This is a genomic window from Actinacidiphila yanglinensis (genome assembly GCF_900107965.1).
Classification (GTDB): domain Bacteria; phylum Actinomycetota; class Actinomycetes; order Streptomycetales; family Streptomycetaceae; genus Actinacidiphila; species Actinacidiphila yanglinensis.
The window spans coordinates 53,738-68,852 of the sequence record NZ_FNVU01000004.1; the positions used below are offsets into that span (position 1 = coordinate 53,738).

Genomic DNA, 15,115 nt, shown 5'->3' on the forward strand with positions numbered 1-15,115 from the left:
CCTCAACGGTACCTGCTTCCGACGCCGCACGGTACGTCGCCCGCACGACGCGCGTCGGAACAGGGGACATTTGCGGCCCTGTCCTTCCTGGTCAGAACCGATTTTACCGTCTTCTAGCGCGAACTTGCTATCGGGCCGTGCTATCGGTCACGCCGGACCCCTCGGGCGGGTCCGCCCGAGGGGTCCCCGCGGCGCTCAACCCACGCTCGGGCGCAGCCAGTCGGAGGCGGGGGTGCGGTCGGCCATCCGCTGTTCGGCGAGCCGGTCGGCGGCCACCGCGGGCGGCACCCCGTCGGCGGCGGCCCGGTCGAAGATGGCCAGCGTGGTGTCGTGGATCTTCGCGGCCTTCGCCTTGGCCCGGTCGAAGTCGAAACCGTTCAGCTCGTCGGCGACCTGGATGACGCCGCCCGCGTTGACCACGTAGTCCGGGGCGTAGAGGATGCCGCGGTCGGCGAGGTCCTTCTCGACACCCGGGTGGGCGAGCTGGTTGTTGGCGGCGCCGCAGACCACGGTGGCGGTCAGCACGGCGACGGTCGTGTCGTCAAGCGCGCGGCCCAGCGCGCAGGGGGCGTAGACGTCCAGCGGGAGGCGCACCAGAGCGTCAGCGTCGGCCGCTGAGGTGACGCCCGGGTGTCGTGCGGTGATCCGCCGGACGGCATCCTGGCGGACATCGGTGACCACGACCTCGGCGCCGTCGTCGACGAGGTGGTCCACGAGGTGGTGGCCGACCTTGCCGACGCCCGCGACGCCCGCGCAGCGTCGGCTCGCCCCACTGCGCCTTGGCGGCCGCGCGCATGCCTTGGAACACGCCGAAGGCGGTGAGTACCGAGGAGTCGCCGGCGCCGCCGTTCTCGGGGGAGCGGCCGGTCGTCCAGCGGTTCTCGCGGGCGACCACGTCCATGTCGGCGACGTACGTGCCGACGTCGCACGCGGTGACGTAGCGGCCACCCAGCGAGGCCACGCAGCGGCCGTAGGCGAGCAGCAGTTCGTCGGTCTTGAGGAGGTCGGGGTCACCGATGATGACCGCCTTGCCGCCGCCGTGGTCCAGGCCGGCCAGGGCGTTCTTGTAGGACATGCCGCGGGCGAGGTTCAGCGCGTCGTCCACGGCCTCCTCGTCGGAGGCGTAGGAGTGGAAGCGGGTGCCGCCGAGGGCGGGGCCCAGGGCGGTGGAGTGCAGTGCGATCACCGCCCGCAATCCGGTCGGGCGGTCCTGGCACAGAACGACCTGCTCGTGTCCGCCCTGCTCCGATCGGAACAGCTTGGCGATCACGTCGGCGCCGTTGCCGGTGTCGGTCTGTCGTACGTCGGTCACGGTGGTGACTCCCCAGTCCTTTGGTGCTCGTGGTCCCATTGGGTTCGGGTGTCTCGCCCCCCGCGCGGGTGGCGGAGGGTTCGTCGGCCTCAGCGTAGGCCCTGGGCGCAGTGGCCGGGATCACCTCCGGCCGGGTCGGTCCCGTGGGACGATCGGAGGGCCGGGAAGCCGATGGCCGTGGCCGAGCCGCCCCGGCGAACGGTCGGCGCGGCGGTGAGGGAGCGGGTGTGGTCGGTTCGGCGGTGCAGGTCCCGTACGCGTCGTATCTGCGGGTGTACGAGCCGCTGGCGGCCTTTCCCGAGCCCGAGCGCACCCACTGGTACCGGTACGCGGCCGCGGGCCGCGGGCGCGGCGCGCAGGACGAGCTGAGGCAGTCCCTGGCCGGGCTGGTGCCGGTGCCGCCGATCGTGGTCCCGGTGCACGAGAGCCGCGAGGCGTTCGTCGCCGAAGTGGGCGGGGTCACCCACGTCTGCCCGTGGCGGACCCGCCTGCGCGGCTGGATGGCGCTGGAGCAGCTGGAGGGCCAGCTGCCCGCCCCGGTGCTCGACGCGATGGTGCCGCCGGTGGTCAGGCGGCAGGCCGCGGCCGACCACGAGGCGTGGCGCGAGGCGAACCCCGACGCGCGCCCCTGGATCCGTTCGGCGACCTGGCACGTGCCGGTGCGCTGGTTCATCCTCGTCGGCGACGACGAGCGGGAGTACGAACCGGCGGGCGCGGGCGAGTCCAAGCAGCCGCTGATGCGCTACCGCACCCCGATGGTGCAGGCGCGGCGCCGGGTGGCGCGGGGCCTGCGGGTGCTCAAGGAGGCTTTGGACGAGAGCCCGTTGGTCGACGGGCTGGTCGACGTGGGGCGCTGGCTGGAGGAGTTCCACCCGCGCTCCCTGGTCGAGCTGGACTACGGCGGGCTGGTGCACGTGATCGGCCCGGAGGCCCTGGCGGCCGACCACTCGGCGGCGGACGCGGCCGAGGGGTTGGCGGCGCTGCGCGAGGGCGACTCCGAGGCGGCCGGCACCGCCTACGAGCGGCTGACCGACCGCTGGCGGGCGGTACGCGAGCTGCAGTTCGCGAACTGAGACGCGCTGGGACGGGCCGGGACGGGCTCGGACACGCCGCCGCGGACCGCGGTGCGGCCGGGATCTGACGGACTGTTGTCTCCGCGTGGGTCGGGTGTTGTCTCCGGTCCTGCCCCGAGCACCCTTCTGCCCCTGGTGATGGTGCTATTGGCCCAAGCGTGACGCAGAGCACGTAACCGGACTCTTGCCTGCATCACCATCTGTCATGCCAAAATGGGACATCGGGTCCACCTCGGACTCTCATCGAAGGTGGGGATGTGGCAGATGATCGCGCTGTGACTGATCGTCACGTTGGGGTGACTGTCCGCTATGGCCCGGTCCATCGGCTTCCGTCGAGCTTGAACACCTGAGAGGGCAAATCCATCGGTTTGGCCGACGCGGCTGGACGGATGGTGTAGTTGTAGTGCCGAGGACAAGCCGTTCGTCCTATTACCGACTCGGCCCGCGTCCGCCCATATCGGGCAACGTGGGTCAAGGTGCAGAATTTAAGAGGAAAGAACCGCGTTGGTTCGGTTCTCTCGAGGAGGCCGCTCATGACCGCTCGCACCCCTGATGCCGAGCCGTTGCTAACACCTGCTGAGGTCGCCACCATGTTCCGCGTCGACCCGAAGACGGTCACGCGCTGGGCCAAGGCTGGCAAGCTCACGTCGATCCGCACGCTCGGCGGGCACCGCCGCTACCGCGAGGCGGAGGTCCGTGCACTGCTTGCGGGCATTCCGCAGCAGCGCAGCGAGGCCTGACAGTCCTTTTGGGCGGCTTACGGGGCCCCTACCCCATACGTCGCCGTCCGAGGGTCACCTGCCCCCATCAGGAGGCCCGAGGGGAGGACGGACAGCAGGACGTACCACCGCACAGCCGTAAGAGGATCGCATCGGACTCCGCCGGGTCCGGTGCGATCCTCTTTTTTGTGCCCCCGGTCACACGTCTACGGGCCGGTACCATTGCACATATTAAATCGAGAGCCTTGCGCAGGGCCTTCAGTTCCTCGTTCCCCGGCCGATGTGGCGTGACTCCCGTCACATGTGGGGAGCTTGAGAGATGCGGCGTCCATGCGGTAGTGAACCGCCGCGCCCCACCGGCCCGTTGGTAGCACCCTTGCCCCTCCTGTCCCTGGAGTGGGGCCCGCCCGCCGGGCGGCCGGCAGGCGTGGTGTTCAACTCCCTTACCCCCGGACTGACTTGATCTACCCGATCCGCGGCAGGCTGCTGCCGGGCGCTGCACGGTGCGCTGCCGGGGGAACGCCGAAATGGCCCTGGAAACACCGAAAAGCCCGCCCCCGGAGACTCCGGGGGCGGGCTGACGGCCATCTGCTGCGGTCCTGACGGGATTTGAACCCGCGGCCTCCACCTTGACAGGGTGGCGAGCACTCCAAACTGCTCCACAGGACCTTGCTGCGAGTCAGACTGTACAGCAGGTCAGGGGGTGGGGTCGAACTCAGGACCAGGCGGCGTCGAGAGCCTTGAAGACGCGCTTGTCGGAGACGGGGAAGGCCGTGCCGAGGGCGTGCGCGAAGTAGCTGACCCGCAGCTCCTCGATCATCCAGCGGATCTCCCGCACAGCGGCGGGAACGGGCCGTCCGGCGGGCTGTGCGGCCAGCAGCTCGGCGTACTCCGCCTGGATCTCCCGGACCTTCTCCATCCGCGTGGTGTCCCGCTGGACGCCCGTCGGCATCTGCTGCAGGCGGCGGTCGGCGGCCACGAGGTAGCGCATCAGGTCGGGCAGCCGCCGCAGGCCCGCGGCGGTGACGAAACCGGGGTGCACCAGCGCGTCGAGCTGCTGCCTGACGTCCTGGACGTTCGCCAGGAGCACGGGGCTGGAGGTGTCCTTCAGCCGCCGCTCGCAGGAGTGCCAGGCGGCCAGCACCTGCTGCACCTGCTGGACGGCGCGGCCGGTCAGCTCGACCAGGTCGGCCCGTACCGCGTCGAACAGCTTGCGGTAGCCCTCCTCGTCCCAGGCGGGGCCGCCGTGGTCGGTGACCAGCCGGTCCGCGGCCGCGGTGGCGCAGTCCTCGAAGAGGCCCTGCACGCTGCCGTGCGGGTTGCGGGACAGGGCGAGCTTCTGCTGGTTGGAGAGCCGGTCGGCGGCGAACTTCGCCGGGTTCACCGGCACGTTCAGCAGGATCAGCCGCCGGGTGCCGCGCCACATCGCCTCGGCCTGCTCCGGCTCGGTGTCGAACAGCCGCACCGCGACCGTGGCGCCCTCGTCCACCAGCGCGGGGTACGCCTTGACCGGCTGGCCGGACCGCCGAGTCTCGAAGGTGCGCGGCAGGGTCCCGACGGTCCAGTCGGTCAGCCCGGTGCGCTGCTCCATGGTGGCCAGCGCCGGATCGGAGGACCGCTCGAAGGCCCTGGTGATCGCCTCGCGCGTCTTGGGCCGCAGCCGCTGCTTGAGCGCGTCGAGGTCCTTGTCCTCCGCGTGCCCGGCGACCTTGCGGCGGCGCTCGTCCACCACCCGGAAGGTGATCTTCAGGTGGTCGGGCACCTTCGCCAGATCGAAGTCCTCCGGGACGACCGGCACCCCGACCATCCGCTGCAGCTCGCGGGCCAGCACCACGGGAAGCGGGTCGGGGCCGGCCGCCACCCGGTCCAGGAAGGCCCGCGCGTAGTTCGGCGCCGGTACGTAGTGGCGGCGGATCGGCTTGGGGAGCGAGCGGATCAGCTCGGTGACGACCTGCTCGCGCAGGCCCGGGATCTGCCAGTCGAAGCCGTCGGGCACCACCTGGTTGAGCACTTGGAGCGGGATGTGCACCGTCACGCCGTCGGCGTCCCCGCCCGGCTCGAACTGGTAGGTCACCCGGAACTTCAGCCCGCCCTGCCGCCAGGAGTCGGGGTAGTCGGCCTTGGTGACCGCCTCCGCGTTCTCGTTGATCAGCATGGAGTGCTCGAAGTTGAGCAACTCCGGCTCCTCGCGCCGCTTGTGCTTCCACCAGGAGTCGAAGTGGGCGCCGGAGACGACGTGTTCGGGCAGCTTGCCGTCGTAGAAGTCGTACAGCGTCTCGTCGTCGACGAGGATGTCGCGGCGGCGGGCGCGGTGCTCCAACTCCTCGACCTCGCCGAGGAGTTTGCGGTTGTCGTGGAAGAACTGGTGGTGGGTGCGCCAGTCGCCCTCGACCAGGGCGTTGCGGATGAACAGCTCGCGCGAGGTCTCCGGGTCGATCCGCCCGTAGTTCACCTTGCGCTGGGCGACCAGCGGGACACCGTAGAGCGTCACCTTCTCGTACGCCATCACCGCGGCCTGGTCCTTCTCCCAGTGCGGCTCGCTGTAGCTGCGCTTGACCAGGTGCTCGGCGAGGGGCTCGACCCACTCCGGCTCGATCTTCGCGTTCACCCGCGCCCACAGCCGGGAGGTCTCCACGAGTTCGGCCGACATGATCCACCGCGGCGGCTTCTTGAACAGGGCGGAGCCGGGGAAGACCGCGAACTTCGCGCTGCGCGCGCCCAGATACTCGTTCTTCTCGGTTTCCTTGAGCCCGATGTGGGAGAGGAGGCCGGCCAGCAGGGAGGCGTGCACCCGCTGCGGGTCGACCGCGTCCTCGCTCGCCGACTCCGGGCCCAGGGTGAGGCCGAGGGACCTGGTGACCGTGCGGAGCTGGCTGTAGATGTCCTGCCACTCGCGGATGCGCAGGTAGTTCAGGAACTCCGAGCGGCACATCCGGCGGAACGCGGAGGAGGACAGCTCCTTCTGCCGGTCGCGCAGGTAGGTCCACAGGTGCAGGAAGGAGAGGAAGTCGCTGCTCTCGTCCTTGAACCGGGCGTGCTGCTGGTCGGCCTGCGCCTGCTTGTCGGCGGGGCGCTCGCGCGGGTCCTGGAGGGACAGCGCGGCGGCGATCACCATCACCTCGCGCACGCAGCCGTTGCGGTCCGCCTCCAGCACCATGCGGGCCAGCCGCGGGTCGACCGGGAGCTGGGCGAGCTTGCGGCCGGTCTGGGTGAGCCGCTGGCGCGGGTCCTTCTGCTGCGGGTCGAGCGCGCCGAGCTCCTCCAGGAGCTGGACGCCGTCCTTGATGTTGCGGCTGTCCGGCGGGTCGATGAACGGGAACTTCGCGATGTCGCCCAGCCCGGCGGCCGTCATCTGCAGGATCACCGAGGCGAGGTTGGTGCGCAGGATCTCCGCGTCGGTGAACTCCGGACGGGACAGGAAATCGTCCTCGTCGTAGAGCCGGATGCAGATGCCGTCCGAGGTACGGCCGCAGCGGCCCTTGCGCTGGTTGGCGCTGGCCTGGCTGATCGGCTCGATCGGCAGCCGCTGCACCTTGGTGCGGTGGCTGTACCGGGAGATGCGCGCGGTGCCCGGGTCGATCACGTAGCGGATGCCCGGGACGGTCAGCGAGGTCTCCGCCACGTTGGTGGCCAGCACGATGCGGCGGCCGCTGTGCTGCTGGAAGACCCGGTGCTGCTCCGCGGACGACAGCCGCGCGTACAGCGGCAGCACCTCGGTGCCGCGCAACTGCCGCTTGGTGAGGGCGTCGGCGGTGTCGCGGATCTCCCGCTCGCCGGAGAGGAAGACCAGGATGTCGCCGGGGCCCTCGGCCTGCAGCTCGTCGACCGCGTCGCTGATCGCGGTGATCTGGTCCCGGTCGGCCTCGGCGCCCTTCTCCGCGCTCTCGTCGAGTTGTGGCCGGTAGCGCACCTCGACCGGATACGTGCGCCCGCTGACCTCGACGATCGGGGCGTCGCCGAAGTGCCGGGAGAAGCGCTCCGGGTCGATGGTGGCCGAGGTGATGACGACCTTGAGGTCGGGGCGGCGGGGCAGCAGCTGGGCGAGGTAGCCCAGGATGAAGTCGATGTTGAGGCTGCGCTCGTGGGCCTCGTCGATGATGATCGTGTCGTACCCGCGCAGCTCGCGGTCGGTCTGGATCTCGGCGAGCATGATGCCGTCGGTCATCAGCTTGACCAGGGTGGAGTCGCTGACCTGATCGGTGAAGCGGACCTTCCAGCCGACCGCCTCGCCCAGCGGGGTGTCCAGCTCCTCCGCGACGCGCTCGGCGACCGTGCGGGCGGCGATCCGGCGGGGCTGGGTGTGGCCGATCAGACCGCGCACGCCCCGGCCCAGCTCCAGGCAGATCTTCGGGATCTGGGTGGTCTTGCCCGACCCGGTCTCGCCCGCGACGATCACCACCTGGTGGTCGCGGATCGCGGCCAGGATGTCGTCCTTCTTCTGGCTGACCGGGAGCGCCTCGGGGTAGCTGATCCGCGGCACGGCCGCCCGGCGGGCGGTTATCCGGGCCTCGGCCCTCGCGATCTCCGTGTCGATCTCGGCGAGCACCGCGGCGCGGGCCTCCGGCTTGCGGATGCGCCGGGCACCCTCGAGCCGCCGGCCGAGCCGCTGCTCGTCACGGGAGGAGAGCGCGGGCAGCCGCGCGGCGAGCTCGGAGAACTCGGCAGGGGAGGAGGGTTGCGTAGACATACGCGATCCAGCATCCCACCTGGGGGGGAGGAGCGGCGAACGCATTTCGGGCGCGCGGGCCTCGAACAACGACGCAGGGCCCGACTCCGATGGAGTCGGGCCCTGCGTCGTGCGGTGGCTGGGGCCGGGGTCGAACCGGCGACCTACCGCTTTTCAGGCGGTCGCTCGTACCAACTGAGCTACCCAGCCGCAGCGGTCCTGACGGGATTTGAACCCGCGGCCTCCACCTTGACAGGGTGGCGAGCACTCCAAACTGCTCCACAGGACCTTGCTTCGTGCGGGACAAGTCTGACACATGATGTGCCGTGCTCCCGCACTGTTTTCCGCGACCTCCGCGCCGTGCCGCCCGGCCGGACCCGGAAACCCCGGGGGATCTCCTGTGGACCGTTCGGACATTTCGGCGGGCCGATGTCGCTGGATCAGCGTAGCAGAACCCGCAGGCCGTCCCGTACGCGCGAGCAGGCGGGGGGCGGGATGCGGGCGGGTGTGAAGCCACGGCGGAGGGGGCCGCGGGCGGCGCCGGACGGACGGCGCGACGGGCGGGTGGGGCGGGGTGCGGCCGGGGGCAAAGACCTTTGACGGTGCCATGACGGGCTGGATAGCTTCTGCCCCATGGACGTGCTGAGATACGTGGCCTTCTCGACCGACCCCGCCGGCGGGAACCGCGCCGGAGTGGTGCTGGACGCGACCGGCGCGGACGACGCCGCGATGCTGGCCGTCGCCGCCGAAGTCGGCTACTCGGAGACGGCGTTCGCCGTGCCGCGGGCCGACGGCGGCCTGGACGTCCGCTACTTCAGCCCGCTGGCCGAGGTGTCCTTCTGCGGGCACGCGACCATCGCGGCCGCCGTCGCCCACGCGCACGCGCACGGTCCGGGCGAGCTGGAGCTCCACACCCCGGCGGGTCTGGTCCGGGTGGCGTCCTTCGCCGCGGACGACGGGACCTTCAGCGCCGAGCTGGTGAGCGTGCCGCCGACGTCGGAGCCGCTCTCCCCCGAGGACCTGGCCGCGGTGCTCTCCGCGCTCGGCTGGGCCGCGGCGGACCTGGACCCGGCGCTGCCGCCGCGCGTCGCGTACGCGGGTGCCTGGCACCCGGTGATCGCCGTGTCGACCCGGCAGCGGCTGGCCGCGCTCGACTACGACATGGCCGCGCTCGGCGACCTCATGGGGCGTCGCGGGTGGACCACGGTCGACCTGGTGTGGCGGGAGTCGGAGACGGTCTTCCACGCCCGCAACCCCTTCCCGCCCGGCGGCGTGGTCGAGGACCCCGCGACGGGGGCGGCCGCGGGGGCGTTCGGCGGCTACCTGAGGGAGCTGGGGCTCGTCCCGCTGCCGGCCACGCTGACCCTTCACCAGGGTGACGACATGGGCCGGCCGAGCCTACTCACCGTCGGGGTGTCCGCGGACCCGGCGGAGGGCATCAGGGTGCGCGGCGCCGCGGTGCCGATCCCGGACTGAACCGCCCGCGTCACCCGTACGGGGGTGGTGTGCGCCGCTCGGGACGGGTCCCGTGCCCCACGGGGTAGACCTGGGAGAGCCGCCGGAACGGGTGGACCCGGGCGAACCGGGTGGCGCGAGCGGGGAGTTGAACGGATGGACGGGTGCGTCCGGTGGCGGCGCGGCGGAGGCGCCGCGGCCGCGGCAGGGGTGATGGCCGCGGCGGTGGTACTCGCGGGCTGCGGCGCGGGCTCCGGTTCCGGTGGCAACGGGTCGGGGCACGGCGACGGCCCGGCGGGACCGGGGCACGGGGCGGCCGGATCGACCGCCGCCGCGCCCCGGCGCTCGTCCGTCCCGCCCGCCGTACCCTCCTCCGTGCCCCCGAGGACGACGAGCGCCGGCGCGGACGCCGGTCTCCGCTCCTGCTACGACGGCAGCTGCGAGATCACGGTGACGGGGCCGGTCACCATCCCCGTGGCCGACCGGTTCGGCTTCCCGGCGGTCGAGGTCACCCACGTCGGGGCCGACGGCGTCACCATCGAGGCGAACGGCGGCGGTACCCACCTGGAGTCCGGGGTCGGTCCTGGCGGTACCGCCGCGCTGAACGGCATCTCGGTACGCGTCCGGGCCGTGCACGGGAACACCGCCGAGCTGTCGGTCTCGCACGGCTGAGTCCCGGGCCGCCCGGTCCTGGTGCGGTGCGGGTCAGGCGCCCGGCCTGGCCAGGAGCAGCTCGGTGTTGTGGTCGGTGGAGGCGCCGAGCTTGGCCGCCGGGGTGGCGTAGGGGTCGTTGAAGGACAGCTCGCGGTAGAGCGCGGCGAGGTTGGGCTCGCCGGTGCCGCCGAAGTCGGTGGCGTAGGGGGCCGCGGACTCGATGAGGGTGGTGAAGAGGGAGAGCGTGCCGTCGTGGTTGTCGGCGATCTCGATGAGGCGGGCGTGCTGGGGGTAGTCGACGTGGGAGGCGGTGTTGATCTCCCAGAAGGCGCGCTCGGGGACGGCGTGGCCGTGCGGGGTGATGAGGTTGGCGTGGGTGTGGCCGTTCACCCAGGCCACGACGTTGGGGTAGCGCTGCAGGAGGGTGACGAGGTCGGTCCCGGTGTGGCGGCCGTCGAGGAGGTTGTAGGGGTCGGGCAGGGTGTTGCCCATGGTGGTGCTGGTGTGGTGGCTGAACAGGACGACGAGCTGGTCCTGGGAGCCGCGCCGCACCACGTTGCCGTCCGTGTCGTACCAGTGGGTGCTGACGGACTGCAGCACGGACTCCAGCCACTTCAACTGGGCCGAGCCGATGGACCCGTCCGCCCAGCCGGCGCGGTTGGTGGTGTCGAGGCTGATGCCCAGGACGCCGTCGGCGATCGGGAACGTGTAGTAGAGCTTGCCGCTGTCGGCCGCCGCCTGCGTGAAGCCGTGGCCGTACGGGCCGGGGCCGGTGCGGGCGGAGTCGAGGTGCGCCTGCGCGAACTGCTTCGGGGTGAAGGGGGCGCGGCGGGCGTCGGGGGTGACGGAGCGGACCGGGCCGCCGCCTTCGAGCAACCGGAGCAGGATCGCGACCGCGGTGGCCGGGTCGTGCTGGATCGCGTCCGCCAGCTTGGCCGCCGTCGCGTCGTCGACCCCCTCGATCTTGCCGCCGCCGGTGTACAGGGAGTTCAGCAGGCCGAGGTCGGGCAGGGTGCCCTCGATGCTGTCGTCGTGGTTGCCGACCGTCGTGTACCAGGGGGTGCGCAGGCCGGTCGCGGTGAACGGCCGCCCGGCCGCCGCCAGGAAGCCCGGCACCTGGGGGAAGCCGGCCGCCTTGTAGTGGTCCTGATAGGACGACTCGGGGTTCCAGTACAGCGCGGAGCCGGAGTTCTGCACGCCCTCGTACGCCGAGGTGTCGCCGGTGTTCGGGGTGACCGCGCCGCCGCTCATCACCGTGAGGTACCAGTCGAGTTCGACCTGCTCGTGGTTGTCGGTGTTGTCGCCGGTGGCCATCACCAGGGAGAACGGCAGGCCCGTGTAGGGGCCTCCGGACAGGGAGTTGACGCGGTCCACCAGCGAGGCCGCGCCGCGGACGGTCAGCGCCTCGTGCGGGCGGTAGGCCGAGTCGATGTACTGCGCCAGGTACTCGAAGCGCACCGGCGACTCGGTGTCGGCCAGGTGCAGGTCGGTGAACTGCACGAAGGAGGCCAGCCCGGTGCGGGTGGTGTCGCGCCCGGAGCCGCCCGCCGCCAGCTCGCCGCGCACCACCAGCGGCCAACCGGGCCCGGCGGCCAGCCTCTTGTACGTACCGGTGCCGGTCGCGGTCGCGGCCTGCGCGAGGGTGGTGCCCGCCACGGCCACGGCGCGCGCGGCGGTCGCCGCCAGCGCCCGGTCGCGTGCCGCAGCCGAGGCGAACGGGCTGTCCATCATGGTCAGCGCCGCGGCGGCCGCTGCGGCGGAGGCGCCGGAGAGGAACTGGCGTCTACTGGGTGCGCGCATGGACAAGTCTCCTGACGGTGGGCGGGGTTGGCGCTCGTCGGGTGGTGCTCGGCTGCCGGCCGGTCCGTCCGGTGCGGGTCCTTCCGGTGCGGCCGGGCGGCGCGGGGGTGCCGCGCGACTCCGTATTACCAGCCGGTAACGGCCCCTCGCCAGGGTCCCGCCGCATTCCCGCAGCCGGTCGGCCGTCGCGTGAACCCGCCGTGAAGCGCGGGCGGCCGTCCGTGGCGCAGCGTCCCCGCCCGGTATCAGCCCGTCCCGTCTTCGTCGCCCTCGGGCCCGGTCTCCATCAGGTCCAGGTCCGGCGGCACCAGGGTGGTCGACTCGACCAGGCCCCTGAGCAGGTTGTGCAGGAGGTTGTTGTCCCACGGCGTGCCCGCGTCGCCGTCGTGCATCAGCGGGTACGGGAAGCCGCCGTCGTGCAACCGCCGCCGCACGGCGGCGAGTTTGTACTCGATCCGGCGCACGCTCCAGTTGTCGCCGGGTCGCAGGTACGCGAGCTGCTCGGCGGTCTGCCGGTACGCCAGCGGGCGCGGGCCGTCCTCGTAGAGCAGGTAGTGCTGGCCCATCACGACCAGCAGCAGGCGCTCGTCGTCGGCCAGCGGCCAGATCCTGGGCGGCAGGGTGTCGGCGCGGCGGCGCGGGACCGCGCCGCGCTCCTCGTGCCCGGTGACGTACAACTCGACCAGGTGCTCGCGGAAGCCGGAGCCCTTGACGAAGACCGGGGTGTAGCCGGGGACGAGGGGGATCGGGTCGGTGGTGGTGTGCATCAGGCGGCCGTGCGGCAGCCGGACGAGCTGCTGGCCGGTGTTGCGCAGCCACCACTGGCGCTTGCGGTAGGTGAGTTCGCCGTGCCGGCGGCTGACTCGCAGGTCGTCCTCGCCCACCGGCAGGTCCACGTCGTCCGGGCGCTCGCCGCGGCCGAACCTGATCACCGCTCCGTTGCGCGGCGCCACCTTGATGCCGCCGGTCACGGTGCGCGCGTGGAGCGTGCCGGGGCCGGCGGGCGCGGTGCCCCGCGCGAGGCTGTCCGGGCTGTTCACTGTCTGCCTCCTCGTCGGCGTCGGGGGCGGGACGCGCGCTCCCCTCCGGCGCGCGGCCCGCGGTGTCCCCCGTGCGCCTGTCGCTCTCGTCGCACCTCGGGCCCGACTGTGCCACCGGCGCCACGGGACCCCTCCGCAGAACGGCTCGCGCGCCTGGCCGGCGGGCCGTTCACCGGGCGGGAAGCTGGGCGGCGGCCGAGGCGGCGAGCTCGGTCGCCATGCTCCGCAGCCGGGCGTCTCCGGCCGAGCCGCTCACCTCCAGCTCCAGGGTCTCGGCCAGCCGGTCGCCCTGGCTGCCGGTGTAGGTGCGGTAGACCACCTCGACCACCGCGGTGTGGTCGCCGTCCTCGCCGGGCGGGGCCACGAAGGCGCGGTGGCCGCCGAGGCGGGTGGAGGAGCCGTCGTCCGCGGTGGGGGGCTCGCCGCGGTCGAAGGCGAGGTCGACGTCGAGGTCGCTGGTGGTGCTCTCCCAGGAGCAGTCCCAGTTGCCGTACGTCACGTCCGGGTCGCCGGCGTCGATGCCGGGGACGACCTCCAGCGCCGCCGGGGTCAGCAGCGTGCAGGCGTCGGTGTTCACCAGCGACGCCGGGGGCAGCGGGGGGTCGCGGCGGGGCAACCGGCCGTCCGCCGGGACGGCGTTGAGGGCATCGACGGCCGCCGCGGTGGCGGTGTCGGCCATGCCGCACAGCACGGCGGAGGAGGGCGCGGAGTCGTCGGCGGGCTTCGCGGTGACGACCGCGTGGACGCCGCCGGCGCCGTGGCCGGTGCCGCCGGCGCTGTTGCTGTCGCCGTCGAGCAGCAGCGTACGGTCGCACTCCCCGCCGTCCGCGGGCTCGTCGACGACGCGCACCCTGCCGGTGGTGTGCACGCTGCCGGTGGGCTGCGCCGAGCCGTCGACGAACTCCACCTCGATGTCGATCCGCGGTCCGGACGTGGTGTCCACGATGACGTCGCACCGGTCGAAGTTGCCGTACGCCGCGTCGAGTTCGGCGTCGCCGTACCGGCTCATCGCCGAGGGCTTCGCGAGCGCGCAGGGGTCGGCGGTGCGCTCGTCGCCGAAGAGGGCCGCGGAGCCGGAGCCGGCGGGTGCCGGCGCGGCCGGCGACACCGCGGGCGACCCCGGTGCCGGGCGGCCCGAGGGGCCGGGTTCGGCCGAGGCCCCGCCCGGGCCGCCGGCGAGCGCCCACACCCCGGCGGCCGCCGCGAGGACGACCACGGCGGTGGAGAGCACGACCACCGTCCGTCCGTGGTCCCGGACGAACCGGCCGGCTCCGTGCGGGGCACGGTTCCCGTGGCCGAGGGTGAGGAAGCCGGCCGGGCCGGAACCGCCGTCCGGGGCGCCCTCGTCGGGGGCGGGTTCCGCCAACGGGTCGGGCAGCGCGGGCAGTTCCGCCGGCGGCCCGGCTGCGGCACGCAGTAACTCCCGCGCCTGCTCGGCGGTGGGCCGCGCGCCCGGGTCGCGGCGCAGCATCGCCATCAGCGGCTCCCGCAACGCACCGACGTCCGCGGCCAGTTCGACGGTTCGGCGGGCCTCGGGACCGATCCGGTACGCCCCCGCGCCGTCGCCGCCCGGCGGCCGGGGCGGGGCACCGGCGATCAGGGCGTACACCATGGCGGCCAGCGAGAAGACGTCCGAGGCGGGTTCGGGCTGCCCGCGGATCACCTCGGGGGCCGCGTAGTCGGGGGTGTAGCCGATCGCGCTGTTCGGGGTGATCGTCTCCTTGCCGCCGACCCGGTAGGCGGCGCCGAAGTCGGCGAGTTTGACGGTACGGGCGCCGGTCGCCACGACGTTGCCCGGCTTGATGTCGCCGTGCACGATGCCTTCGGCGTGCAGTGCGGTGAGCGCGTCCGCGATCTGGGCGCCGAGGTGGGCGGCGAGCCGCGGGGGCAGGCACGGGCGGTGGTCCAGGCTGCCGCCCGGGGCGTACTCCATCACCAGGTAGGTGGTGGCGCGGGTGCGTCTGCCGACGCGGACCGCGTCGTGCAGCGTCACCACGTGGGCGTGGCTGAAGCGGGCGAGGACGCGGGCTTCGGCGCGCAAGCGGTCGAAGCCGGTGGGGGTCTCGCCCCCGAGGACTCTTTTCAGGACGACGTCACGGCCCAGTTCCTCGTCGTGGGCGAGCCAGACTTCGCCGGAGCCGCCCCGGATCGGGCCTTTCGTCAGCCGGTAGCGCGCACCGACCTTCCCACCCCGGCGCACCGTGCCTCCCTCACCCGTCACCCGTGCCACATTCAGTATGGCCCCTGACCCCCCCGGGTGCCCGGTCCTTCCCGGTTCAGGAACCACCTGTGGGCGGGGGTTCTCGCGCCCTTGTTCATGGCTGCGCGCCGCGGAAGAGGTGCACCACGAAGGAGCGCGGGGAACCGCGCGAACAACCCACCACCGTGAGGTGGTC

8 protein-coding genes, 3 tRNA genes and 1 pseudogene are annotated in these 15,115 nt (G+C 72.6%); 4 read left to right on the plus strand and 8 right to left on the minus strand.

What is annotated here, in order from left to right:
• Positions 1–195: 195 nt before the first annotated feature.
• Positions 196–1,351 (minus strand): annotated as a pseudogene (locus tag C4U44_RS10120) (Leu/Phe/Val dehydrogenase).
• 188 nt (positions 1,352–1,539) lie between these two features.
• Here C4U44_RS10120 and C4U44_RS10125 point away from each other — a divergent pair.
• Together C4U44_RS10125 and bldC are read left to right on the plus strand one after the other, a co-directional pair.
• Positions 1,540–2,385, plus strand: coding sequence for a hypothetical protein (locus tag C4U44_RS10125; RefSeq protein WP_103885373.1), 846 nt, complete (start codon positions 1,540–1,542; stop codon positions 2,383–2,385).
• Between the two features lie 533 nt (positions 2,386–2,918).
• Positions 2,919–3,125: a developmental transcriptional regulator BldC gene (gene bldC / locus C4U44_RS10130; RefSeq protein WP_003949541.1), complete on the plus strand. Its 207-nt coding sequence runs from the start codon at positions 2,919–2,921 to the stop codon at positions 3,123–3,125.
• A 573-nt stretch (positions 3,126–3,698) separates the two neighbouring features.
• On the opposite strand, the gene C4U44_RS10135 is transcribed toward bldC, so the two are convergent.
• The 4 genes from C4U44_RS10135 to C4U44_RS10150 all read right to left on the minus strand — a co-directional run bounded on the left by C4U44_RS10135 (position 3,699) and on the right by C4U44_RS10150 (position 8,059).
• Positions 3,699–3,773 (minus strand) — tRNA-Asp (locus C4U44_RS10135).
• A gap of 46 nt (positions 3,774–3,819) precedes the next feature.
• Positions 3,820–7,791 (minus strand): ATP-dependent RNA helicase HrpA, encoded by a 3,972-nt coding sequence (gene hrpA / locus C4U44_RS10140; RefSeq protein ID WP_103885374.1) that lies wholly within the window; start codon positions 7,789–7,791, stop codon positions 3,820–3,822.
• A 115-nt stretch (positions 7,792–7,906) separates the two neighbouring features.
• Positions 7,907–7,980: transfer RNA gene (locus tag C4U44_RS10145), tRNA-Phe, on the minus strand.
• Between the two features lie 4 nt (positions 7,981–7,984).
• A tRNA-Asp gene (locus tag C4U44_RS10150) sits at positions 7,985–8,059 on the minus strand.
• Positions 8,060–8,403: 344 nt separating this feature from the next.
• Between C4U44_RS10150 and C4U44_RS10155 the strand changes: the two genes are divergently transcribed.
• Together C4U44_RS10155 and C4U44_RS10160 are read left to right on the plus strand one after the other, a co-directional pair.
• Positions 8,404–9,246, plus strand: a complete 843-nt coding sequence (locus tag C4U44_RS10155; protein ID WP_103885375.1) for a PhzF family phenazine biosynthesis protein — start codon at positions 8,404–8,406, stop codon at positions 9,244–9,246.
• Positions 9,247–9,381: 135 nt separating this feature from the next.
• Positions 9,382–9,897 carry a hypothetical protein gene (locus tag C4U44_RS10160; RefSeq protein WP_103885376.1) on the plus strand — a complete coding sequence of 172 codons (516 nt, stop codon included), beginning with the start codon at positions 9,382–9,384 and terminating at the stop codon, positions 9,895–9,897.
• Positions 9,898–9,930: 33 nt separating this feature from the next.
• Here C4U44_RS10160 and C4U44_RS10165 read toward each other — a convergent pair whose 3' ends face one another.
• The 3 genes from C4U44_RS10165 to C4U44_RS10175 form a co-directional block, all read right to left on the minus strand.
• Positions 9,931–11,679, minus strand: coding sequence for a TIGR03767 family metallophosphoesterase (locus C4U44_RS10165; protein ID WP_103885377.1), 1,749 nt, complete (start codon positions 11,677–11,679; stop codon positions 9,931–9,933).
• Positions 11,680–11,924: 245 nt separating this feature from the next.
• Positions 11,925–12,719, minus strand: coding sequence for an FHA domain-containing protein (locus tag C4U44_RS10170; RefSeq protein ID WP_103885378.1), 795 nt, complete (start codon positions 12,717–12,719; stop codon positions 11,925–11,927).
• Positions 12,720–12,888: 169 nt separating this feature from the next.
• Positions 12,889–14,940, minus strand: a complete 2,052-nt coding sequence (locus C4U44_RS10175; RefSeq protein ID WP_235031963.1) for a serine/threonine-protein kinase — start codon at positions 14,938–14,940, stop codon at positions 12,889–12,891.
• Positions 14,941–15,115: the final 175 nt, after the last annotated feature.